General features: G+C 61.0%; 18 protein-coding genes. 11 read left to right on the forward strand and 7 right to left on the reverse strand.

Going from position 1 to position 21,606, the window contains the following annotated elements:
- Positions 1–335 precede the first annotated feature (335 nt).
- From J1G35_RS27560 to J1G35_RS27590, 7 genes are all read left to right on the forward strand, one after another.
- Positions 336–1,322, forward strand: coding sequence for a phosphate ABC transporter substrate-binding protein PstS (locus J1G35_RS27560; protein ID WP_049710887.1), 987 nt, complete (start codon positions 336–338; stop codon positions 1,320–1,322).
- A gap of 384 nt (positions 1,323–1,706) precedes the next feature.
- The gene (locus J1G35_RS27565; protein WP_172681434.1) at positions 1,707–3,740 is read left to right on the forward strand and encodes an ABC transporter permease subunit; all 2,034 of its coding nucleotides are present in this window, start codon (positions 1,707–1,709) and stop codon (positions 3,738–3,740) included.
- 15 nt (positions 3,741–3,755) lie between these two features.
- Positions 3,756–5,426 (forward strand): phosphate ABC transporter permease PstA, encoded by a 1,671-nt coding sequence (gene pstA, locus J1G35_RS27570; RefSeq protein ID WP_053127577.1) that lies wholly within the window; start codon positions 3,756–3,758, stop codon positions 5,424–5,426.
- A gap of 133 nt (positions 5,427–5,559) precedes the next feature.
- Entirely contained in the window at positions 5,560–6,393 is an 834-nt protein-coding gene (gene pstB / locus J1G35_RS27575; RefSeq protein WP_015886578.1) for a phosphate ABC transporter ATP-binding protein PstB, read from the forward strand.
- Between the two features lie 70 nt (positions 6,394–6,463).
- Entirely contained in the window at positions 6,464–7,225 is a 762-nt protein-coding gene (gene phoU, locus J1G35_RS27580) for a phosphate signaling complex protein PhoU (RefSeq protein WP_053127580.1), read from the forward strand.
- Between the two features lie 167 nt (positions 7,226–7,392).
- Positions 7,393–8,301: a response regulator gene (locus tag J1G35_RS27585; protein ID WP_223016570.1), complete on the forward strand. Its 909-nt coding sequence runs from the start codon at positions 7,393–7,395 to the stop codon at positions 8,299–8,301.
- An 82-nt stretch (positions 8,302–8,383) separates the two neighbouring features.
- Positions 8,384–9,055 carry a M23 family metallopeptidase gene (locus J1G35_RS27590; protein ID WP_223016571.1) on the forward strand — a complete coding sequence of 224 codons (672 nt, stop codon included), beginning with the start codon at positions 8,384–8,386 and terminating at the stop codon, positions 9,053–9,055.
- A 3-nt stretch (positions 9,056–9,058) separates the two neighbouring features.
- Here the strand turns inward: J1G35_RS27590 and J1G35_RS27595 are convergent, their stop codons facing one another.
- The 3 genes from J1G35_RS27595 to phoB all read right to left on the reverse strand — a co-directional run bounded on the left by J1G35_RS27595 (position 9,059) and on the right by phoB (position 12,728).
- Complete coding sequence (locus tag J1G35_RS27595; protein ID WP_053127585.1) at positions 9,059–10,399, reverse strand: hemolysin family protein; 1,341 nt, start codon at positions 10,397–10,399, stop codon at positions 9,059–9,061.
- A 270-nt stretch (positions 10,400–10,669) separates the two neighbouring features.
- Complete coding sequence (gene phoR, locus J1G35_RS27600; RefSeq protein WP_256243848.1) at positions 10,670–11,956, reverse strand: phosphate regulon sensor histidine kinase PhoR; 1,287 nt, start codon at positions 11,954–11,956, stop codon at positions 10,670–10,672.
- Between the two features lie 82 nt (positions 11,957–12,038).
- Positions 12,039–12,728 (reverse strand): phosphate regulon transcriptional regulator PhoB, encoded by a 690-nt coding sequence (gene phoB, locus J1G35_RS27605; protein WP_003176964.1) that lies wholly within the window; start codon positions 12,726–12,728, stop codon positions 12,039–12,041.
- Between the two features lie 155 nt (positions 12,729–12,883).
- On the opposite strand from phoB, the gene J1G35_RS27610 reads away from it, so the two are divergent.
- Entirely contained in the window at positions 12,884–13,264 is a 381-nt protein-coding gene (locus J1G35_RS27610) for a hypothetical protein (RefSeq protein WP_053127591.1), read from the forward strand.
- A gap of 32 nt (positions 13,265–13,296) precedes the next feature.
- On the opposite strand, the gene ubiA is transcribed toward J1G35_RS27610, so the two are convergent.
- Both ubiA and J1G35_RS27620 read right to left on the reverse strand, forming a co-directional pair.
- Positions 13,297–14,187 carry a 4-hydroxybenzoate octaprenyltransferase gene (gene ubiA / locus J1G35_RS27615; RefSeq protein ID WP_090401402.1) on the reverse strand — a complete coding sequence of 297 codons (891 nt, stop codon included), beginning with the start codon at positions 14,185–14,187 and terminating at the stop codon, positions 13,297–13,299.
- Positions 14,187–14,750, reverse strand: a complete 564-nt coding sequence (locus tag J1G35_RS27620; protein ID WP_223016572.1) for a chorismate lyase — start codon at positions 14,748–14,750, stop codon at positions 14,187–14,189. Before J1G35_RS27620 ends, ubiA begins: the two co-directional genes overlap by 1 nt.
- Before the next feature lie 197 nt (positions 14,751–14,947).
- Here J1G35_RS27620 and J1G35_RS27625 point away from each other — a divergent pair, with 197 nt between their 5' ends.
- From J1G35_RS27625 to J1G35_RS27635, 3 genes are all read left to right on the forward strand, one after another.
- Complete coding sequence (locus tag J1G35_RS27625; protein WP_003176960.1) at positions 14,948–15,115, forward strand: rubredoxin; 168 nt, start codon at positions 14,948–14,950, stop codon at positions 15,113–15,115.
- Positions 15,116–15,151: 36 nt separating this feature from the next.
- Positions 15,152–16,300, forward strand: a complete 1,149-nt coding sequence (locus tag J1G35_RS27630) for an FAD-dependent oxidoreductase (RefSeq protein ID WP_053127596.1) — start codon at positions 15,152–15,154, stop codon at positions 16,298–16,300.
- A 191-nt stretch (positions 16,301–16,491) separates the two neighbouring features.
- Positions 16,492–16,767, forward strand: coding sequence for an HU family DNA-binding protein (locus J1G35_RS27635; protein WP_003213368.1), 276 nt, complete (start codon positions 16,492–16,494; stop codon positions 16,765–16,767).
- 99 nt (positions 16,768–16,866) lie between these two features.
- Here J1G35_RS27635 and J1G35_RS27640 read toward each other — a convergent pair whose 3' ends face one another.
- Both J1G35_RS27640 and J1G35_RS27645 read right to left on the reverse strand, forming a co-directional pair.
- A complete protein-coding gene (locus tag J1G35_RS27640; protein WP_052202248.1) occupies positions 16,867–17,274 on the reverse strand; it encodes a hypothetical protein in 408 nt (135 codons plus the stop codon).
- Positions 17,275–17,289: 15 nt separating this feature from the next.
- Positions 17,290–21,597: an RHS repeat-associated core domain-containing protein gene (locus J1G35_RS27645; protein WP_262417444.1), complete on the reverse strand. Its 4,308-nt coding sequence runs from the start codon at positions 21,595–21,597 to the stop codon at positions 17,290–17,292.
- Positions 21,598–21,606 lie beyond the last annotated feature (9 nt).

The raw sequence follows: 21,606 nt of genomic DNA on the forward strand, positions 1-21,606 counted from the left end.
AATAGTCCTGCACCGCTACCAGTTTTACTTGCTCTGTGTACTTACCCATGACACCCCCAAAGGTTGTGTCCAATCTTTGGGGGTCAGTTCACTCCCGCGTGGGAACGCCGCCTGGGACGCTCCCGCGTCCCGCTGCTGTCGCAAGACGCAAGCCCTACGCAGGGTGACGCAGAGCGTCACGGGATGCATTCCCACGCACAGCGTGAGAACGAGCATTACCTCCCTTCTTCAATGCTGGCCTTTCATCCAATTGTCATATTTCAGACATAGAGTGTTCACACGGCCTCTCGATACTTGGCCCCGATCCAACTATCCCTATCTGCTAGGAGCAAGGCATGAAACTGAAACGTTTGATGGCGGCAATGACTTTTGTCGCTGCTGGCGTTGCGACCGCCAACGCGGTGGCCGCAGGTGTTGATCCGGCAATCCCGGCTTACGTTAAGACCACTGGTGTGTCGGGCAACTTGTCCAGCGTCGGTTCCGATACCCTGGCTAACCTGATGACCCTGTGGGCCGAGGGGTACAAAAAGGAATACCCGAACGTCAACATCCAGATTCAAGCTGCCGGCTCCGCCACCGCGCCACCTGCGCTGACTGAAGGCACCTCCAACCTGGGCCCGATGAGCCGCAAGATGAAGGACACCGAACTGGCTGCCTTCGAGCAGAAGTACGGCTACAAGCCAACCGCTATCCCGGTTGCCGTGGATGCCCTGGCTGTGTTCGTGCACAAGGACAACCCGATCCAGCACCTGACCATGGAACAAGTCGACGCGATCTTCTCCTCGACTCGCCTGTGCGGTGGCAAAGCCGACGTGAAAACCTGGGGCGACCTGGGTGTGACGGGCGACCTGGCCAACAAGCCAGTGCAACTGTTCGGTCGTAACTCGGTATCCGGCACCTACGGCTACTTCAAGGAAGAAGCCCTGTGCAAAGGCGACTACAAGCCTAACGTGAACGAACAACCTGGCTCGGCTTCGGTCGTGCAGTCGATCAGCTCCTCGCTGAACGGCATCGGTTACTCGGGCATCGGCTACAAGACCGCCAGCGTGAAGACCGTGGCCCTGGCCAAGAAAGGCAGCACTGAGTTCATCGAAGACAGCGAAGAAAACGCCCTGAACGGCAAATACCCGCTGTCGCGTTTCCTCTACGTTTACGTCAACAAAGCCCCGAACAAGCCTCTGGCCCCGCTGGAAGCCGAGTTCGTGAAACTGGTTCTGTCCAAACAGGGCCAGGAAGTTGTAGTGAAAGACGGCTACATCCCGCTGCCAGCCAAAGTGGCCGCCAAGGCCCTGGCTGACCTGGGTCTGAAAGAAGGCAACTGATTGCCTCTGCGGGGCCGGCATGCCGGCTCCGCCTCCGAATTTTCTAGTCCGCTGCCAGCCATGCTTCGCGGCGGATTTGTTGCGTCACTGCACTGTCATCTTTCTGTCATACAGGATCGCTAGGGTGTGCGCATGAATGATCTGGCCAATTCCACCATGACGACAACTTCTCCCCCCAAGCGCATTGATTTCAATACGCCTGAGTTGCAACGCAAGCGCCGCATTCGCGCGCTCAAGGACCGTCTGACCCGTTGGTACGTGCTGGTCGGCGGTCTCGCCGTCCTCGGCGCTATCACCCTGATCTTCTTCTTCCTTGCCTACGTGGTCGCGCCTTTGTTCCAAGGCGCTTCGCTGACCAAGGAGGATGCGCTCACACCGGCCTGGATCCAGGACGCCGGCAAGCCGCTGATGATCTCTCTGGAAGAGCAGAACCAGGTCGCGATGCGGGTTTCCGACAAGGGCCAGGCGCTGTTCTTTGATGTCACGACCGGTGCTGAACTCAAGCGTGTCGACCTGCCGCTGCCGGCGGGCGTAAGCGTCGCGTCCATCGGTGAAGACCAGCCGGGCAGCCCGTTGGTGATCCTGGGTTTTTCCAATGGCCAGTCCCTGGTGTTCCGCCACACCTATAAGGTGTCGTATCCGGACGGCAAGAAAACCATCACGCCTGCGATTGAATACCCGTATGGCGAAACGCCGATCGTGCTCGACGATGGCGGTCGCCCGTTGGAACACGTCGCCCTCAACGCCACTGACAGCTCGCTGGTGATTGCCGGCTCGGCCGGTTCGCACTTGAACGTGCTGACCCTGAGCCGCGAAGAAAACATGATGACCGGTGAAGTCACCAGCGAGCAGAAGCGTGTCGAGCTGCCGCAAATGACCGAGCCGGTGAAAGCGATCTTCATCGACCCTCGCCAGCAGTGGCTGTACGTGATCAACGGCCGCGCCCTGGCGGATGTGTTCAGCCTGCGCGACAAGAGCCTCAACGGTCGCTACAAATTGCTCGAAGACGGTAACGCCGAAATCACCGCCAGCACCCAGCTTGTGGGCGGTATCTCGCTGATCGTCGGTAACTCCAAAGGTGGCCTGGCCCAGTGGTTCATGGCCCGTGATCCGGATGGCGAGCAGCATTTCAAGCAGATCCGTACCTTCCAGATGGGCACTGCGCCGATCATTGAGATCTCCGCCGAAGAGCGTCGCAAAGGCTTCACTGCCCTCGACGCCTCCGGCAAATTCGGCGTGTTCCACAGCACCGCCCACCGCACCCTGCTGGTGGATCCGGTGGTCGACGGCCAGGGCGTGTTCGGCCTGTCGCCACGCGCCAACCGCGTGATCGTCGAAGCTGGCGGCAAGCTGCAACCGCTGCTGTTGGACAACCCGCACCCGGAAGTGTCCTGGAGCGCGTTGTGGAGCAAGGTCTGGTACGAAAACTACGACGAGCCTAAATACGTCTGGCAATCGACCGCCGCCAACACCGACTTCGAACCCAAGATGAGCCTGGCGCCATTGACCTTCGGTACGCTGAAGGCGGCGTTCTACGCCATGCTGCTGGCGGCGCCATTGGCGGTTGCCGCGGCGATCTACACCGCTTACTTCATGGCCCCGAGCCTGCGCCGCAAGGTCAAGCCGGTGATCGAATTGATGGAAGCGATGCCGACGGTGATCCTCGGCTTCTTCGCCGGCCTGTTCCTGGCGCCGTATGTCGAAGGGCATCTGCCGGGGATTTTCAGCCTGCTGATGCTGTTGCCGATCGGCATCCTGGTGGCCGGTTTTGTCTTCAGTCGCCTGCCCGAGTCGATTCGCCTGCGGGTTCCCGATGGTTGGGAAAGCGCGATCCTGATCCCGGTGATCCTGTTCGTGGGCTGGCTCTCGCTGTACATGAGCCCGTACCTGGAAACCTGGTTCTTCGGCGGCGACATGCGCATGTGGATCTCCCACGACCTGGGCATCACCTACGACCAGCGCAACGCCCTGGTCGTCGGCCTGGCCATGGGCTTCGCGGTGATCCCGAACATCTACTCCATCGCCGAAGACGCCGTGTTCAGCGTACCGCGCGGTCTGACCCTGGGCTCCCTGGCCCTGGGCGCCACGCCGTGGCAGACCATGACCCGCGTGGTGATCCTGACCGCCAGCCCAGGCATCTTCTCGGCACTGATGATCGGCATGGGCCGCGCCGTGGGCGAGACCATGATCGTGCTGATGGCCACCGGCAACACGCCGGTGATGGAGATGAACCTGTTCGAAGGCCTGCGCACCCTGGCGGCCAACGTCGCGGTGGAAATGCCCGAGTCGGAAGTCGGCGGCAGTCACTACCGCGTGCTGTTCCTCTCGGCGCTGGTGCTGCTGCTGTTCACCTTCATTATGAACACCCTCGCCGAGCTGATTCGTCAGCGTCTGCGCAAGAAATACTCGTCGCTTTAAGAAAGGTAGAAGTCTGTGAAACAGAACTCCCTGAATGGATGGTTCAAGAGCGGCGCTCCCGGCGTCTGGATCAGCGGTGGCGCGGTGTCCATCGCGGTCATCATGACCATTGGTTTGCTGGCGGTGATTGCCGTGCGTGGTTTGGGCCACTTCTGGCCGGCTGACCTGATCCAGGCCAATTACAACGTGCCGGGCCAGGAAAACCATATCGTTATCGGCGAAGTGGTGCAGAAAGAAGAAGTGCCGCGCGAGCGCCTGAAAAGCGCTGGCCTGCCGGTGCCCGATGCGGGCCCGGAATTCATGACCCGCGAGCTGATCAAGGTCGGTAACCGTGACCTGAACGGCAACGACTTCACCTGGATCGTCGGCGAGTGGTTGAAGGACCAGAGCACGCCGAAGAACCTGATGACCATCGAGCGTCGTGAGTGGGGCAACTTCTACGGCACCCTGGTCAACGTCAAGCAGGATGGCAAGGTCATCGCTGAAGGCGAGGCCGCGTGGCCGGAGCTGCAAGCCCGCGTGGACCGCGTGAACAAGCTGGCGGCCCAGCTCAAGACCCTGGAGAAATCCGACATCGGCGCGATCAACGCCGGCCTCGAACGCATCCGCCTGCACGGTCGCAAGCTGGAACTGGAAGGCAAGCTCGACGCCGCCGCCCAGGCCGACATGGATGCCGACCGCGCCGAGCTGAACGCCCGCTACCAGGACATCGAAGCGCGCCTGGCCGACCTGCACGCCCAGTTCAACCGCGATGCCCTGACCGCTCGCGATGGCAACGGCAAGGAAATTGAAATCGGCATCGGCAAAGTGGTGCATGCCTACCAGCCGAACGCCATGGGTACCGTGACCAAGATCGGTTTCTACTTCAGCAAAGTGTGGGAATTCCTCAGCGATGACCCACGGGAAGCCAACACCGAAGGCGGGATCTTCCCGGCCATCTTTGGCACCGTGATGATGACCCTGATCATGGCGATGATCGTGACCCCGTTCGGCGTGCTGGCGGCGGTGTACCTGCGTGAATACGCCAAGCAGAACACCCTGACGCGGATTATCCGCATCGCCGTGAACAACCTGGCGGGTGTACCGGCCATCGTTTACGGCGTGTTCGGCCTGGGCTTCTTCGTGTATGTATTGGGTGGCTCGGTCGACCGTCTGTTCTTCGCCGAAGCGCTGCCGGCACCGACCTTCGGTACACCGGGCCTGCTCTGGGCCTCGCTGACCCTGGCGCTGCTGGCGGTACCGGTGGTGATCGTGGCCACCGAAGAAGGCCTGGCGCGGATTCCGCGTACGGTGCGTGAAGGCTCCCTGGCGCTGGGCGCGACCAAGGCGGAAACGCTGTGGAAGATTGTGCTGCCGATGGCCAGCCCGGCGATGATGACCGGCATGATCCTCGCCGTGGCCCGCGCCGCCGGTGAAGTGGCGCCGCTGATGCTGGTAGGCGTGGTGAAACTGGCCCCGTCGCTGCCGTTGGACGGCAACTACCCGTACCTGCACCTGGACCAGAAGATCATGCACCTGGGCTTCCATATCTATGACGTCGGCTTCCAGAGCCCTAACGTCGAAGCCGCACGGCCGCTGGTGTACGCCACCGCCTTGCTGCTGGTGCTGGTGATCGCCACGCTCAACCTGTCGGCAGTGTGGATTCGTAACCACCTGCGCGAGAAGTACAAGGCGTTGGACAGCTGATCTGAATTGAACGCGGACTTATTTGTGGGAGGGGGCTTGCTCCCGATTGCGGTGTGCCAGCCAGCACACATGTTCCTGATGCACCGCTATCGGGGGCAAGCCCCCTCCCACACAACAGCACAGGGAGCATCCCATGCAACACGACACCCATTCCCACGGCATCAACATGTCTGCCCTGGGTCGCGACAAACAGAGCCTGAGCCTGGCCCAGGAAACCGTGGCCATCGAAGTGCCGGGCCTGAGCCTGTACTACGGTGAAAAGCAGGCGCTGTTCGACGTCAGCATGAACATTCCCAAGCAGCGCGTGACCGCCTTCATCGGCCCGTCCGGCTGCGGCAAGTCCACGTTGCTGCGTACCTTCAACCGCATGAACGACCTAGTCGACGGTTGCCGCGTGGACGGCGCCATCAACCTCTACGGCACCAACATCTACCGCAAGGGCGAAGACGTGGCCGAGCTGCGTCGCCGCGTGGGCATGGTGTTCCAGAAGCCTAACCCGTTCCCCAAGACCATCTACGAAAACGTGGTCTACGGCCTGCGCATCCAGGGCATCAACAAGAAACGCATCCTCGACGAAGCCGTTGAGTGGGCCCTTAAAGGCGCGGCGCTGTGGGACGAGGTCAAGGACCGCCTGCATGAGTCGGCACTCGGCCTGTCCGGCGGCCAGCAGCAACGTCTGGTGATCGCGCGCACCATCGCCGTGGAGCCGGAAGTGCTGCTGCTCGACGAACCGTGCTCGGCACTCGACCCGATCTCGACGTTGAAAGTCGAAGAACTGATCTACGAGCTCAAATCCAAGTTCACCATCGTCATCGTGACCCACAACATGCAACAGGCGGCGCGGGTTTCCGACTACACCGCGTTCATGTACATGGGCAAGCTGGTGGAATTCGGCGATACCGACACCCTGTTCACCAATCCGGCGAAGAAGCAGACCGAAGACTACATCACCGGTCGCTACGGCTAGGAAGCTGTGGTTCTGATTGCACTGACGCTGCGGTTCTCCGCACCTTACCGGACGCTCCAAGGACGCCAACATGATTAGCAAAGAAGGCCTTACCCATCACATCTCCGCGCAGTTCAACGCCGAGCTCGAGGAAGTGCGCAGCCACCTCCTGGCGATGGGCGGGCTGGTGGAGAAGCAAGTCAACGACGCCGTGACCGCGCTGATCGAGGCTGACTCGGGCCTGGCCCAGCAGGTGCGTGAGATCGACGACCAGATCAACCAGATGGAACGCAACATCGACGAAGAATGCCTGCGCATTCTCGCCCGTCGCCAGCCGGCGGCATCCGACCTGCGCTTGATCATCAGCATCTCCAAGTCGGTGATCGACCTGGAACGCATCGGCGACGAAGCCACCAAGATCGCGCGTCGCGCCATCCAGCTGTGCGAAGAGGGTGAAGCCCCGCGTGGTTATGTCGAAGTGCGCCACATTGGCGACCAGGTGCGCAACATGGTGCGGGATGCCCTGGATGCCTTTGCGCGCTTTGACGCCGATCTGGCGTTGTCGGTGGCGCAGTACGACAAGGTCATCGACCGTGAATACAAGACGGCCCTGCGTGAGCTGGCCACCTACATGATGGAAGACCCGCGCTCTATCTCGCGGGTCTTGAGCATCATCTGGGTGCTGCGCTCCCTGGAGCGGATCGGTGACCATGCGCGCAATATCTCGGAACTGGTGATCTACCTGGTGCGCGGTACCGACGTACGGCACATGGGCCTCAAGCGCATGAAGGCCGAAGTTGAAGGATCGGCTGATCAAATCCCTAATGTTCCGGGCGAACCTGACGATAAGTAAGTTGCCCGAGAAATTAACGCCCGGCCTTTGGTCGGGCGTTTTCGTTTGTGGCGCTTGAATTTTTTACGAATCGGGTAAAAGAAAATCCGAACGTGACTACAGAGTTTTGGCAAAATGCCATCAGTCAGGCGTTTTGCGTGCCGAAGTTTTTATAGGATGAAGGGTCGATGAGTAAAGTCAGTGTATTGGTGGTGGATGACGCCTCGTTTATCCGCGACCTGGTGAAGAAGTGCCTGCGCAACTACTTCCCCGGGATCAAGCTTGAAGATGCGGTGAACGGCAAGAAGGCCCAGACCATCCTGATGCGCGAGACCTTCGACCTGGTGCTGTGCGACTGGGAAATGCCCGAGATGTCGGGCCTGGAGCTGTTGACCTGGTGCCGTGAGCAACCGCACCTCAAGGCCATGCCGTTTGTGATGGTGACCAGCCGTGGCGACAAAGAGAACGTGGTCCAGGCGATCCAGGCCGGTGTTTCCGGCTACGTCAGCAAACCGTTCACCAACGAGCAACTGTTGAACAAGGTCAAGCAGGCCCTGCACAAGGTCGGTCGCCTCGACGCCCTGGTCGCCAGCGCGCCGACCAAAATGAACTCGGCCTTCGGCAATGACTCCCTGAGCGCCCTGACCGGCGGCAAGCCCGAAGCCGTACGTTCAGCTCCCGTTGCGGCTGCCGCGTCTGCGCCAAGCAAAGGCCTGCTTAACAGCCCGCCGATTCAAGCCCCAGGCGCCGCGCCGTCCGGCGGCCGTGGCCAGGGCCAGTTGCGCCTGTCCAGCGGCACCCAGCAATGTGTGATCAAAGCGCTGAGCATCAAGGAAGCGCTGCTGGTGGTGCGTCGCGGTGAAGTCCTGCCTCAGGTACTGGAAAGCGCCGTGCTCGACCTGGAACAGGGCGACAACGCCGAAGTGGCTCGCCTCAACGGCTACCTGCACGCCGTGGTTGCTTTCGAGCCCAAGCCTGACAGCGACTGGCTGCAGCTGACGTTCCGCTTTATCGACCAGGATGCGCAGAAGCTCGACTACATCTCCCGCCTGATCGCGCGCGGTACGGCGCAGAAGCATTTTGTGCCGGGGGCCTGACCTTCAGTCCGAAGGGGCGTGCCCCGGGATTGTCATGATCCCTTGCTAGCTTGCTGTTCATTCACTCCGGCAGGTTCGCGCCATGCTCCTTCGCCTTTTGCTGTCCTGCCTGTTGGCCTTGGTCGCCAATTCGACCCAGGCCATGACCCTGTACAAATCCACCGATGCCAACGGCATGGTGTTTTTCAGCGATCGGCAAACCCCCGGGGCCCAGGCGTTCGTGATCCAGGAGCGCAGGGTCGAACGTGTGCAGCGGCCGGTACTCGACAGGCCCAAACGAGTTTACCCACAACAAGCCTACCGCTATCCCTTGCCCTGGCGTGGCGGTCCGTTCCGCCTGACCCAAGGCCCCAACGGCAGCTTCAGCCACACCGACGCCAAAAGCCGCTACGCCATGGACATCGCCATGCCCGAAGGCACGCCGATCATTGCGGCGCGCAGCGGTGTGGTGGTGAAAATCGAGAATAGCCAGATCGGACGCGGTAACGATGCGTCCGGCAATTTCGTGCGCGTGCAGCACGATGACGGCAGCCAGGGCGTGTACCTGCACCTCAAGCAAGGTTCGGTCAGTGTCAGGCCGGGGCAGCGCGTGGCAGTGGGCAGCGCACTGGGGTTATCGGGCAATACCGGCAACAGCAGCGGGCCGCACCTGCACTTTGTGGTGCAGCAGAGTACCGAGGCCGGGCTGGTGTCGATTCCTTACGAATTCAACCAGCCGGTCGGCGCATTGCCCAATTTTGCATTGGGCAATTGAGGGTCAATCCAGCAGCAGGACTTTGGCCAGCACGATCTTCGGACCTTTCATCTTCTTGATGATGATCCGCAAACCTTCAACCTCCAGCACTTCTTCCTCTTCCGGCACCCGTTTGAGCGTGTCGTAGATCAGCCCTGCGAGGGTTTCGGCCTCGATGTGGTCCAGGTCGACGCCCAACAGGCGTTCCACCTTGAACAGCGGCGTATCGCCCCGTACCAGCAGTTTGCCGGGCTGGTAGGCGAGGATGCCGCGCTCGGCCTTGCGGTGTTCGTCCTGGATATCGCCCACCAGCACTTCCAGCACGTCTTCCATGGTCAGGTAGCCGATGATCTTGCCGTCGGCTTCTTCCACCAGGGCAAAATGCGCGCCGCCTTTGCGGAACTGCTCCAGCAACTGCGACAACGGCATGTGCCGCGACACACGTTCCAGCGGGCGGGTCAGCTCGGCCAGGTTGAACGATTCGGGGATGTGGTCCAGGGCCGCCAGTTCCAGCAGCAGGTCCTTGATGTGCAAAAGACCCACGAACTCGTTGCGCACCGCGTCATACACCGGATAGCGGCTGAATTTATGGCGGCGGAACAGCGCGAGGATTTCCTTGAGCGGGGCGTTGAAGTCCAGGGTCACGAGGTCTTCACGGGAGTTGGCCCAGTCCACCACTTCCAGCTCGCCCATTTCCACGGCCGAGGCAAGTACACGCATGCCTTGGTCGCTCGGGTCCTGGCCACGGCTGGAGTGCAGGATCAGCTTGAGCTCTTCGCGGCTGTAATGGTGCTCGTGGTGCGGGCCGGGCTCGCCTTGGCCGGCGATGCGCAGGATCGCGTTGGCGCTGGCGTTGAGCAGGTAGATCGCCGGGTACATCGCCCAGTAGAACAGGTACAGCGGCACCGCCGTCCACAGCGACAGCAACTCGGGCTTGCGAATGGCCCAGGATTTGGGCGCCAGTTCACCGACCACGATGTGCAGGTAGGAAATCACGAAGAACGCGGCAAAGAACGACACGCCCTTGATCACTTCCGGCGATTCGACGCCCACGGCGCCCAGCAGCGGCTCCAGGATGTGCGCGAATGCCGGCTCACCGACCCAACCCAGGCCCAGGGAGGCGAGGGTGATACCCAGCTGGCAGGCCGACAGGTAAGCATCGAGCTGGCTGTGCACGGTGCGCAGGATCTGTCCGCGCCAGCCGTTGGTATGGGCGATGGCCTCGACCCGCGTCGAGCGCAGTTTGACCATGGCAAATTCCGCCGCAACGAAAAAACCGTTGAGCAGTACCAGGATCAGAGCAAAAAGAATCATGCCGAAATCGGCGAAGAGGGTGGCGAAGGTGATACCAGGGGAAGGGTCCATGATGGGGTTTTGCAGGTTCCGTGTGTTCAATAAGGGGTGACAGAAGGGCCTGAAAGGCAGGCGCAAGTCGGCCAATGTAGCGGCTGACGGGGCGCTTGCCTAGTGGGTGCCGCCGGGTGGGGCCTGGAATGCCTTATTCGAAACAGCACAATTCCAATTGTGGGAGGGGGCTTGCTCCCGATAGCAGTGTGTCAGTCAGCATATCTGATACTGATGCACCGCCATCGGGAGCAAACCCCCTCCCACATTTGGTTTCGTGCTGTGTTCGAGTTATTCATCATTTCCGACGAGCCGCGAACGGGTCATCTGCGCTGGCGGAAAATGGCAGGTGAACGTACTGCCATGCCCCAGCACGCTGCTGATTTCCAGGCGTGCGCGGTGGCGCAACAGCACATGCTTGACGATGGCCAGGCCCAGCCCGGTACCGCCGGTGTTGGAGTTGCGGCTGGAGTCGACGCGGTAGAAACGCTCGGTCAGGCGCGGCAGGTGCTTGGCGTCGATGCCGATGCCGGAGTCCTGCACGCTCAGGTGCGCGCCTTGCTCATCGGCCCACCAGCGGATGCGGATATTGCCTTTGTCCTGGGTGTATTTCACCGCGTTGAATACCAGGTTGGAGAACGCACTGCGCAATTCGCCTTCGCTGCCTTTGAGCAGCACCTGTGGGTCGGCGTCCAGGCTGATCTGCTGTCCGCGCTCGCCTGACAGGGCCTGGGCGTCATTCTTGATGGTCTGCAACAGGCTTTGTACGGCCACCGGGTGGTTGTCCGACGGATAATCCGTGGCCTCCAGCTTGGCCAGCAACAGCAAGTCGTTGAGCAGGGTCTGCATGCGTGAGCCCTGTTGCTGCATCTGCTGCAGGGCACGGCTCCAGCGCGGGTTGATCTCGTCGACGTTGTCCAGCAGCGTCTCCAGGTAGCCGCAGATCACCGTCAATGGCGTGCGCAGTTCGTGGGAAACGTTGGCGACGAAGTCTTTGCGCATCTGTTCCAGCTGGTGGATACGGGTGACATCGCGCACCAGCATCAGGTGTTCGTTGTTGCCGTAGCGCGTCAGGTACAGCTGGATACGCACACGGTCGTTGGTAGGCGAGGGGATTTCCAGGGCTTCTTCGTAGTTTTCCTGCTCGAAGTACTCCTTGAAGCGCGGGTGGCGCACCAGGTTGGTCACTGGCTGGCCGCTGTCCTGGGGCGTCTTGAGGCCCAGCAAGGTCTCGGCGGCGCGGTTCCACCATTCCAGGTTGCCATCGCTGTCGAGCATGATCACCGCGTCTTTGAGCGCGGCGGTGGACTCCTGTACCCGGTCGATCACCGCTTGTAGGCGCCCGCGTACCCGTTGGTCGCGGCGTTGCAGGTGGTAGATGCTGTCGAACACCTCACCCCACAGGCCGTAGCCGTCGGGTGGCGCTTCGTCGGGTTTGTGCTGGCGCAGCCATTCATGCAGGCGCAGCAGTTGCTTGAGGGTCCAGCCCAGATACAGGCCGATACCGATGGCCAGGCTCCAGCCGTAATAACCGCTGACCAGACCCACCAACAGGCAGCCGGTGATCAGCAAGAGCATGTGGCGGATCAGGGTGCCATGCCAGTTTTGGTTCACTTAAACATGCGTCCTTGTCAGCTGTTAAGGAAGGAAAGTGACTGGCTCAGCCCTTGGTGGAGAACCGGTAGCCGGTGCCGCGCACGGTTTGTACCAGATTCTCGTAGGCATCACCCAAGGCTTTGCGCAGGCGACGGATATGCACGTCGACGGTGCGTTCCTCGACATACACGTTGCCGCCCCACACCTGGTCCAGCAACTGGCCACGGGTATAGGCACGCTCCTGATGGGTCATGAAGAATTGCAGCAGGCGGTATTCGGTCGGGCCCATCTCGGCCGGCTTGCCGTCGATGGTCACGCGGTGGCTGATCGGGTCCAGCAACAGGCCACCGACTTCGATCGGCGCTTCGCCGTCGGTCGGGCCGGCGCGACGCAATACGGCTTTCAGGCGCGCAACGAGTTCGCGTGGGGAAAACGGCTTGGTGATGTAGTCATCGGCGCCGACTTCCAGGCCCTGGATCTTGTTGTCCTCTTCACCTTTGGCGGTGAGCATGATGATCGGGATATCCCCGGTCAGCTCATCGCGCTTGAGGCGGCGGGCCAGTTCGATGCCGGAGGTGCCGGGCAGCATCCAGTCCAGCAGGATCAGGTCCGGCTTGCGGTCGACGATAATGGCATGGGCCTGCTGGGAGTTCTCCGCCTCCAGGCAGTCATAGCCGGCCATTTCCAACGCAACGGCGATCATCTCGCGGATGGGCGCTTCGTCGTCAACAATCAGAATGCTCCTGCCAACCATGCTCAAAAATCCTCTTGTCATTTAACTGTCTTGCGCCGCATTAGATAACGGAATTATTGCAGTCGTGTGACAGTAATTTAGTCGCTTGGGCAATCCGCGCCTCTCTGGACTACGCTTTGGGTCCGAATCCTGACAACCACAAAAGGAAGGTTCCGATGACTCACAGTACTTTTTCCTGGAAGGCCATGCTGGTCACGGCGGCGTTGACGCTGCCGACACTGGCGTTTGCCGCAGACCCGGCGATGACCAAAGACGGGATGTTGGTGGATCACAAAGGCATGACGCTCTACACCTTCGCCAAGGACGCCGATGGCAAGTCCATGTGTAACGACAAGTGCGCCACCAACTGGCCGCCGTTGATGGCCGAGTCTACCGACAAACCCATGGGCAAGTGGACCGTCATCACCCGCGACGATCAGAAGAGCCAATGGGCCTACAGCGGCAAGCCTCTCTATACCTTCGTGATGGACAAAAAGGCCGGTGACATGACCGGTGAAGGCAAAATGGACGGGGCCTGGAAAGTCGCCAAGCCCTGATTCAGCCCACTAGCGGTGAGGGGCCGGGCCCCTCATCGAAACCCGTAGTCGGCCACAATCCCGACAAAAATCGCCAACCCGGCCCAGTGGTTGTGCAAAAACGCCTTGAAGCACTTCATCCGGTCCCTGTCGCGGGTGTACCAGAACTCCCAGGCAAAGCAGCCTGCCGCCGCCAGCAACCCCAGGTGGAACCAACCCCCCAGCTCAAAGCGTGCGCCCGCCAGCAACAGGCACAGCAGCGCCAGGCCTTGCAGGGTGAGGATGATCACTCGGTCGGCATCGCCGAACAGAATCGCAGTGGACTTGACGCCGATTTTCAAGTCGTCGTCGCGGTCAGTCATCGCGTAATAGGTGTCGTAGCCCACGGTCCACAGCAGGTTGGCTATATACAGCAGCCAGGCGGTGGCGGGCAGGTGGCCGGTTTCGGCGGTGAACGCCATCGGCATGCCCCAGGAAAACGCCGCGCCCAACACCACCTGCGGGTAATAGGTGTAGCGCTTCATGAACGGGTAGCTGACCGCCAGTGCCAGGCCGCCCAGCGATAACCAAATGGTGGTGGCGTTGGTCAGCAGTACCAGCAGGAAGCTGATCAGCATCAGTACCGCAAAGAACACCAGGGCCTCTTTGGAACTGATCTTGCCGCTGGCCAGCGGGCGTTGCGCGGTGCGCTTCACATGGCCGTCGACCTTGCGGTCCGCCCAGTCGTTGATGACGCAACCGGCAGCGCGAGTCAGCGTAACGCCAAGCACGAAAATCACGATGTTGGCCAGGGACGGCGAGCCCTTGCCGGCGATCCACAGCGCCCACAGCGTCGGCCACAGCAGCAGGTAGATGCCGATGGGCTTGTCCATGCGGGTCAACTGAATGAAATCCCAGGCCCTGGGGTTCAGGCGATTCAAGGATTTGAGCAGACGTTGATACATCAGCAGTTCTCCGGGTGGTCATGCAGCGCGCGCCAGAAGCTCGGCAGGAATATTTCTGCCACCAGCACGCTCAGCGCCCCACGATCAAAGCGTGAGCGACGTGCCCACAGTCCATCGGACTGATCAGCGGCCGGCAGCCATTGCGCTGGGTAGTGGCACACCTCGATCGCCTGGCGATTGAAGGCGTGGTCGCAGAACAACAACTCGCCCAAGGAGCGGCTGCCCAGTTCATCCATGTGCAAACCGTCGTCCTGCAAGGCACTGCGCGCCGCCACGCTGCGGGCAAACACCCACGGCTGGCCACGCCCGCGCAAATACACCTCGCGCACCCAGCCGACCGTCGCCGGGGCGAGGTCCAGCGCCGCGCATTCATCACCCCGCAGCGGTTGCCAGCCTTCGAACAGCGGCGTCACGCTGAAACCGTCGTTGGACAGCCGCGTCAGCCGGCGCGTCAGCGAGCCTTCGTCGAACAGCCAGTTGAGGGTCAAGGGCGCGGGCGCAGGGATCAGAAGGCTCTGGGCCAGCCATTGGCAAGCATCGGGAAGGGCGATTGAGTGCGGCACGGTGAGTCAGTATTGGCAGCAAAAGAGGCGGCGAGCTTACCATGGCGTCCTGATCTTTTGCCGGGCTGCGCCGGCGCCTTGCGTCGATCGTGCTTGCATCTGCCGGCCCCGATCAGTACAAAACGCCCTGAGCCGCGCGGCAACGCTGGATCCATCGACCGCCGGCCAACCAGCCTGGACCCTGAGGAAGCAAGTAAATGAAGAAGTGGCAATGTGTAGTCTGCGGCCTGATCTATGACGAAAAAGACGGCTGGCCGGATGATGGTATCGCTCCGGGCACCCTGTGGCAGGACGTACCCGAAGACTGGCTGTGCCCGGACTGCGGCGTGGGCAAGATGGATTTCGAAATGATCGAAATCGCTTAATCCCAAATTTAAGAAACGTACTACAAGGAGAAAGGAATGAACGCACCTGTCGTGATCATCGGCACAGGATTGGCCGGTTACAACGTGGCCCGGGAGTTTCGCAAGCTCGACAGCGAGACCCCATTGCTGCTGATCACCGCGGATGACGGGCGCTCCTACTCCAAGCCCATGCTCTCCACCGGCTTTGGCAAGAACAAGGAAGCCGATGGCCTGAGCATGGCGGAACCCGGCGCCATGGCCGAGCAACTCAAGGCCGAAGTGCGCACCCACACCCGTGTCAGCGGCATCGACCCCGGCCACAAGCGCCTGTGGATCGGTGAAGAAGCGGTGGCCTATCGCGACCTGGTCCTGGCCTGGGGCGCAGAAACCGTGCGTGTACCAGTCGAAGGCGACGCCGCTGAGCTGGTTTTCCCGATCAACGACCTCGAAGATTACGCCCGCTTTCGCGCCGCCGCTGCCGGCAAGCGTCGCGTGCTGCTGCTCGGCGCCGGCCTGATCGGCTGCGAATTTGCCAACGACCTGATCCTCGGTGGCTATGAGATCGACCTGGTGGCGCCGTGCGAGCAAGTCATGCCGACCCTGCTGCACCCAGCGGCGGCCGCAGCGGTACAGGCCGGCCTGGAAGGACTGGGGGCGCGTTTCCACCTGGGCCCGGTGCTCAACCGCCTGCAACGCACCGCTGACGGCCTGGAAGCACACCTGTCGGACGGTGAAGTGGTCCACTGCGACCTGGTGGTCTCGGCCATCGGCCTGCGCCCGCGCGTCGACCTGGCCGCCGCCGCTGGCCTGCAGATCAATCGCGGGATCATGGTGGACCGTCACCTCAAGACCTCCCACGCCAATATCTACGCCCTGGGCGACTGCGCCGAAGTCGACGGTTTGAACCTGCTCTACGTCATGCCCCTGATGACCTGCGCACGTGCCCTGGCCCAGACCCTGGCCGGTAACGCCACCGCCGTCAGCTACGGCCCGATGCCGGTCACCGTGAAAACACCGGTCTGCCCGCTGGTGGTCTCGCCGCCGCCACGGGGCACCGAAGGTGTGTGGAGCGTCGAAGGGCAGGGCGCCGACATCAAGGCCCTGTGCCGCGACGCCAGCGGCCGCCTGCTGGGTTATGCGCTGACCGGCAGCGCCGTGATGGAAAAACTCGCCCTCAACAAAGAACTTCCACCGTTGCTGGCGTAAATACCGGTCGTTCTGTCGGAATAAGCACGTTTTTCCCCCGAGAAAGGTCGCCGCGAGACTGGCGGAGCGTGCGAGGGCATGCCATCCTCACTCCCGTCTGCCGCAGAGTAGAGCCTGCGGCGCCTTGGCCGCTGTTCCGTTAGAGAGCAGCACGGACATAACAACAAAAAACCGTCAAAGAGGCTTCACATATGCGTAAACCAGAACTCGCAGCCGCCATCGCTGAAAAAGCGGATCTCACCAAAGAACAGGCCAACCGCGTCCTCAACGCCGTTCTCGAAGAAATCACCGGCGCCCTGCACCGCAAGGACAGCGTCACCCTGGTGGGTTTCGGCACCTTCCTGCAACGCCACCGTGGCGCCCGCACCGGCAAAAACCCGCAAACCGGTGAGCCTGTGAAAATCAAGGCGAGCAACACCGTTGCGTTCAAGCCGGGCAAGTCGCTCAAAGACAGCGTCAACCCGTAATGGCAGTACCGTCTCGAAGGGAGGCGGGGCGGTAGGAAAAATGGGCACGCCGACGGGGTTGGGTGCCCATTTTTTGTGAAATTGCACAATCATTAGAGTTTAGGCTGTCCACCCGTTCTCGACACACCACTGCTGTACATCCGCGATCAGTTCTGCTGAAACCGGCTGAAGATTAGGCAGCTTTTTCTCGTACTTTTTAATGCTCTCGACAAAAAATTTAATAAATGCCGCACCGATTAATTTGCGCTGAGCGGATTTATCTTTTTTATGCGGGACGAAATCTTCCTCGTCCATGGAGATATCCAGACCGAACATTTTGTCTTTTGCGTAGTAGCGGCAAAATGTTTTCCGGTCCAGCCCCTTGGGCAGGCACCGCATGCAGACTGCTAGCTCCCAGTCGAGGGCAGAATACTTTTTTTCAAAAATCTCACTCAAGCCATTTAGTTCGTCAGTGATTTCAAAGACCTTTGTCCAACTGGGAGAGTCCGACGTTGTATCGACTCGCATAAAGTAATCCTCATGTCAGTGCCTGCATTTGTTACCTGGTGGCAGTTTTCCACGGCGTTTGAAATATTTTCCGATTTTTAATCTTTCCCATATCTGCATGTTGCCCTTCGTTGGGGCGGCCATAACACGTTTGTAAGCAAGATTATTAGCTTTCAGCCATTTCTGTGTGTATCGCCTATTCGGATTGACCGTTTCACCGACTTTCCAAACTTCACCCTTTTTCAAAAAAACTTTACCAACGGGCTTTTTATGCCCCCATGCCATCTCATCATAAAGGCCATCTTTCTTTGCTATCAGGTAGTAAAGTTCGGGGGTCAATCCCCATGGATCAATCCAGGATATTGGATTGGGGCTGTACTGATAAAAATTTACGCCCCCCAACAACCCAATCGGATCCGGCGTAGTAAACCGCCCCACATCCGGATCATAAAACCTGAACGTGTTGTAGTGCAGCCCCGTCTCCCGATCCAGATACTGCCCCTGAAACCGCAGGTTCTGCTCTTCAATGTAATAAGGCTCGCGCACCTCTTCCAGTGTGTTGCCCCACACCCGATATGTCGCCTGCCAAACCGTGTGCCCGTCCGCTTCGGTGAGTTGTTCCGGCAAGCCGTTCAGGTCGTTGTGGTAGTAGCGGATTTTTTGCAGAGGCCCACTGCCGTCTATGCGGGCCAGGGGTTCGTAGCCTTCGTTTTCGTAGACGTACAGGCTGGTTTGGCTATGGCGGTGTTCCTGTAACAACCGCAGGCCATCCCACACAAACCGGGTTTCCCCCAGCGGATACCCATCACCGCCGTGCTCGGTTTTCGCGATGCGTCGGCCCAGCGGGTCGTAGGTCATTCTGACCACGCTGCCGTTTTCATTGCGTACTTCGATCAGACGGCTTTCGGTGTCGTAGGCAAAGCGTTGCAGGCCGCGCGCGGTGCTGCGTTTTTCAATTGTGCGGCCGAAGGCGTCATAGCGATAACGCTTGTCTTGATAGGTCAGCAGTTTGTTGTGCACCACCAGCCCGGCGCCAGTTTGCGGGCCGTCTAGCAGATTGGCGGCGGCGTCGTAGGCGAAGGTTTCGCGTTGGCCGTGCAGGTTGTCCTGGCTGGCGATGATGCGGCCGGTGGCGTCGTAGTGCAGCAGTTGGCGGTGTTGCGCGGCGGGTTGCTGGTCGAGTTTGCCGATCAGGTTGTCAGCGGGGTCGTACTCAAACTGTTTTCGCGCTGCCGCCGGCATTAACGAAGGCTGACTCACCAGGCGGCGTTGGCGTGAGCGCAGTCGGCCGCTGCGGTCGTATTCGCTGCGGGTGCTGAGTTGGCCTTGGGTACGTAGCACTTCGCGGTGCAGGCGGTCACGTTCGAAGTCGCTGATCACCTGGCCGTCGAGGTTGATCTGGTGCAGGTGGCCGCTGCCGTAGTACAGGCGGTTGAGCCAGCGGCCGTCGGGCAATTGGGTCTGGATCAGGTTGCCCAACTCGTCGTAGTGGTGTTGCAGGCTGCCGGTTGCACTGTGTTCGGCGAGCAACTGGCCGAGGGCGTCGTAGGCGAAGCCCAGGGCCTGGGTATTGCCTTGCAGGTCGGTAAACGTCACCGCCGTAAGCTGGTCCACGGCGTCGTAACTGTAGTCGGTGCGGCCATCGTCGGTGGTCTTGGCGATCAGGCGTCCAACTGCGTCGCGCTCCAGTCGATGCACGATGGGCGCGGGCGGTGTCTCGGGGACGACGGCCAGACCACTGCCATATGGGGCTGGAACAGCGGTCACCGCAATCACATTGTCCAGCGGATCGTAGCGGTAGCACTTGGCGCTGCCGTCAAGGTCTTGCTGCTCAGCCAGGCGGTCCCCGGCATCCCAGGCAAACCGATAACGCTCACCGTTTTCGTTGATCAGCGCTTGCAGGCGCCCGTAGCTGTCATAGCCGAACTGTACCTGCCGCCCATGGGCGTCGGTACGTTGGCGTACCTGGCCGCGACGGTTGTGCTGGTACAGCGTGGTGTGCCCGGCCGGGTCGGTGTAACCCACCAGTTGGCCGCTGACATCGCGCTGGTACTGCTCGGTTCGACCGTCCGGTAGTTGGCTTTTGAGCAAATGTCCCTGAGCGTCATAGCTGAACTGAGTACGTTCGCCCAGCGCATCGGTAATGACCTGCAAATAACCGCGCTCGTCATAACTGAAACGCGTCGGGTAACCCGAGCAATCAATATGCTCAACCAATTGCCCGAACGGGTTCCAGCGCAGCTTTTTGCTTTTGCCGGTGGCGTCGATGATCTCCACGACCTGGCCGTGATCGTCATAGCGGTAGCGGGTGACGTAGCCCAGCGGATCGGTTTCGGCGATGCAGTTGCCGCGCTGATCGTAGCGATACGCCCAGCTATTGTCGGCGGCGTCGGTCTCTACCAGCGGCAGTGCCCAGTGCTCAAGCCACAAGGTCGAGTCGCTGCGGCCCAGCGGATCGGTCTCGCCGATCAGGTTGCCGGCGTCGTCGTAGCTGTATGCAAAGCGCCCGCCCAGCGGGTCAGTGGCGCTGAGCAATTGGCGCTCGTCGTTCCACTCGAACAGCCAGGTTTGCCCGAGGTTATCGCAGTAGCGAACGATCTGGTGCTGGGTGTTCCAGTGGCGGGTACTGACGCGTTGCAAGCCGTCGGTAATGCGTGTGAGCCCGGCCTTCAAGTCATAGTCGAACTGGTACGCGTCGCCTTCGTCGGTCCAGTGCCGGACCACGCGCCATTCGGCGTCCTCAACCAAGGCCCATTCGTAGAAGCAGCGCAGACCGGTCGGCAACTGGTGCTCGACCATGCGCCGGCCGGCATCGTAGCTGAAGCGCCGCTGCACCTGGCCGGTGGCATCGCGTACTTCAGCCAGATTACCGGCGGCATCATAGCCATAGCTGACGAGCACTTCGCGGCGTTGATCGGGGTAAAGACGTTCGAGCCGCATCACGTGGCCTTGATCGCGGATCAACTCCACTTGCACCAAGTCGAACGTATCGCGCAGCCGGATCAGCCGCCCGGCTTCGTCGTAATCAACATGGATGCGGTTGTCGTTGCGGTCGCCGAGCTGGCTGAGGCGCAGCAACGCCGGGTTGGCGGAAGGCTCAAATAAGCGATACAGACCGTCATCGCTTTCAATCAGCAACTGCCCGTTGAGGTGTCGCCGCACTGCCAGCCCTTCACCGGCGCTGAACACCGCGCCGCCCAGGGGAATACTGCCCATGTCGATAGGCCGGCCCTGTTCATCGGTGTAGACCAGCGTTTCGCCCCCCTCGGGATGGGGACGAATTTCGACGCACACCTCATACGGCACGCTCCAACCCGCACCGAACAAACCGCCCGTACGGTCGTCACGGCTGTTGTAGAAACGCTGCCAATCAATCGGCAGGATGCCAGGCAGTACGAAATCCAGCTCATCATCGCCGCCCAGCACCTTGGCGCCGGTGGCCGCATGCACCGGGTTCGACGAGCCCATCGCCGCGTTGGCCATGGCCCCCATCGCACTGCTCACGGCCATCGAGGTCGCGCCGCCGATCAGCATGCACGGCAGCTTGCTGAAGAACTTGCCCTTGCCACCCTTGAGCATCAACAACGCCGTCACCGCCAGCCCCACACCCGGGGTCTTGCCGCTGCGAATCTCGCGCACCACCACCGACCCGCCGCCGATGGTCACGTTGGATGAAATCAACCCGGACGACACCACGGTCGCATCACACGTGCTGCGATCACCACTGCGCACCGCCGGCTGGCCGTTGATCGTGACCTTGTCCGAGCCCTCGGCAAGGAACTGCGGTGGCATAGGTGGGTGCTTCATGCACACCACCAGGTCCAGCGGCTTGGGCACGGCGCCAGGAGCGGGGGTTGCAACTGTAGGGCGCCACATCTGCGAGAAGAAACTTTCGGCCATGTCCAGGTAGCTGGCTTCTGGCTCAGGCTCGGGTTCTTCCAGCTCGGTGCCGGCCGGCGCGACGTGGGAGCTGATCGCCCCGGCGGCACGGGCGGCGGGGATGTTGTTGGTGAGGGTGTCGGTGGAGCCCGTGAGAATGTTCGCCTGCACCGTGGGCGGGAACAGCGCATTGCTGAAACTATCGCATAAATTCGTCAGACCTTTGTCTGCCCCGGTCTTGCTCATGGCCAGACCGACAATCGTGCCCACCACCGCGCCCAGCAGGAAACAGCCGAGCCCGCCGGTGGCCACGGTAATCCCGGTGGCGGCAACCACCGCCGCAGTCGCCACCGCCGTGATTGCGATGTTGGCCGCCACCTCCAGCACACCGCCGAGGATGTCGGCCATCATCGAGGTGTGGGAGAGCGCATCGCCCATCCGGGCCGCCCATAACGCGTCAGACATGCAGGCAAC

The sequence above is a fragment of the Pseudomonas sp. SH10-3B genome, assembly GCF_019891415.1.
GTDB lineage: Bacteria > Pseudomonadota > Gammaproteobacteria > Pseudomonadales > Pseudomonadaceae > Aquipseudomonas.

Bases quoted from the DNA above. Each gene is read 5' to 3' on its own strand.
- J1G35_RS27560 (WP_049710887.1), top strand. From the start codon at position 336: ATGAAACTGAAACGTTTGATGGCGGCAATGACTTTTGTCGCTGCTGGC.
- pstB (WP_015886578.1), top strand. From the start codon at position 5,560: ATGCAACACGACACCCATTCCCACGGCATCAACATGTCTGCCCTGGGT.
- phoU (WP_053127580.1), top strand. From the start codon at position 6,464: ATGATTAGCAAAGAAGGCCTTACCCATCACATCTCCGCGCAGTTCAAC.
- J1G35_RS27585 (WP_223016570.1), top strand. From the start codon at position 7,393: ATGAGTAAAGTCAGTGTATTGGTGGTGGATGACGCCTCGTTTATCCGC.
- J1G35_RS27590 (WP_223016571.1), top strand. From the start codon at position 8,384: ATGCTCCTTCGCCTTTTGCTGTCCTGCCTGTTGGCCTTGGTCGCCAAT.
- J1G35_RS27595 (WP_053127585.1), bottom strand. From the start codon at position 10,399: ATGGACCCTTCCCCTGGTATCACCTTCGCCACCCTCTTCGCCGATTTC.
- phoR (WP_256243848.1), bottom strand. From the start codon at position 11,956: ATGCTCTTGCTGATCACCGGCTGCCTGTTGGTGGGTCTGGTCAGCGGT.
- phoB (WP_003176964.1), bottom strand. From the start codon at position 12,728: ATGGTTGGCAGGAGCATTCTGATTGTTGACGACGAAGCGCCCATCCGC.
- J1G35_RS27610 (WP_053127591.1), top strand. From the start codon at position 12,884: ATGACTCACAGTACTTTTTCCTGGAAGGCCATGCTGGTCACGGCGGCG.
- ubiA (WP_090401402.1), bottom strand. From the start codon at position 14,187: ATGTATCAACGTCTGCTCAAATCCTTGAATCGCCTGAACCCCAGGGCC.
- J1G35_RS27625 (WP_003176960.1), top strand. From the start codon at position 14,948: ATGAAGAAGTGGCAATGTGTAGTCTGCGGCCTGATCTATGACGAAAAA.
- J1G35_RS27630 (WP_053127596.1), top strand. From the start codon at position 15,152: ATGAACGCACCTGTCGTGATCATCGGCACAGGATTGGCCGGTTACAAC.
- J1G35_RS27635 (WP_003213368.1), top strand. From the start codon at position 16,492: ATGCGTAAACCAGAACTCGCAGCCGCCATCGCTGAAAAAGCGGATCTC.
- J1G35_RS27640 (WP_052202248.1), bottom strand. From the start codon at position 17,274: ATGCGAGTCGATACAACGTCGGACTCTCCCAGTTGGACAAAGGTCTTT.
- J1G35_RS27645 (WP_262417444.1), bottom strand. From the start codon at position 21,597: ATGTCTGACGCGTTATGGGCGGCCCGGATGGGCGATGCGCTCTCCCAC.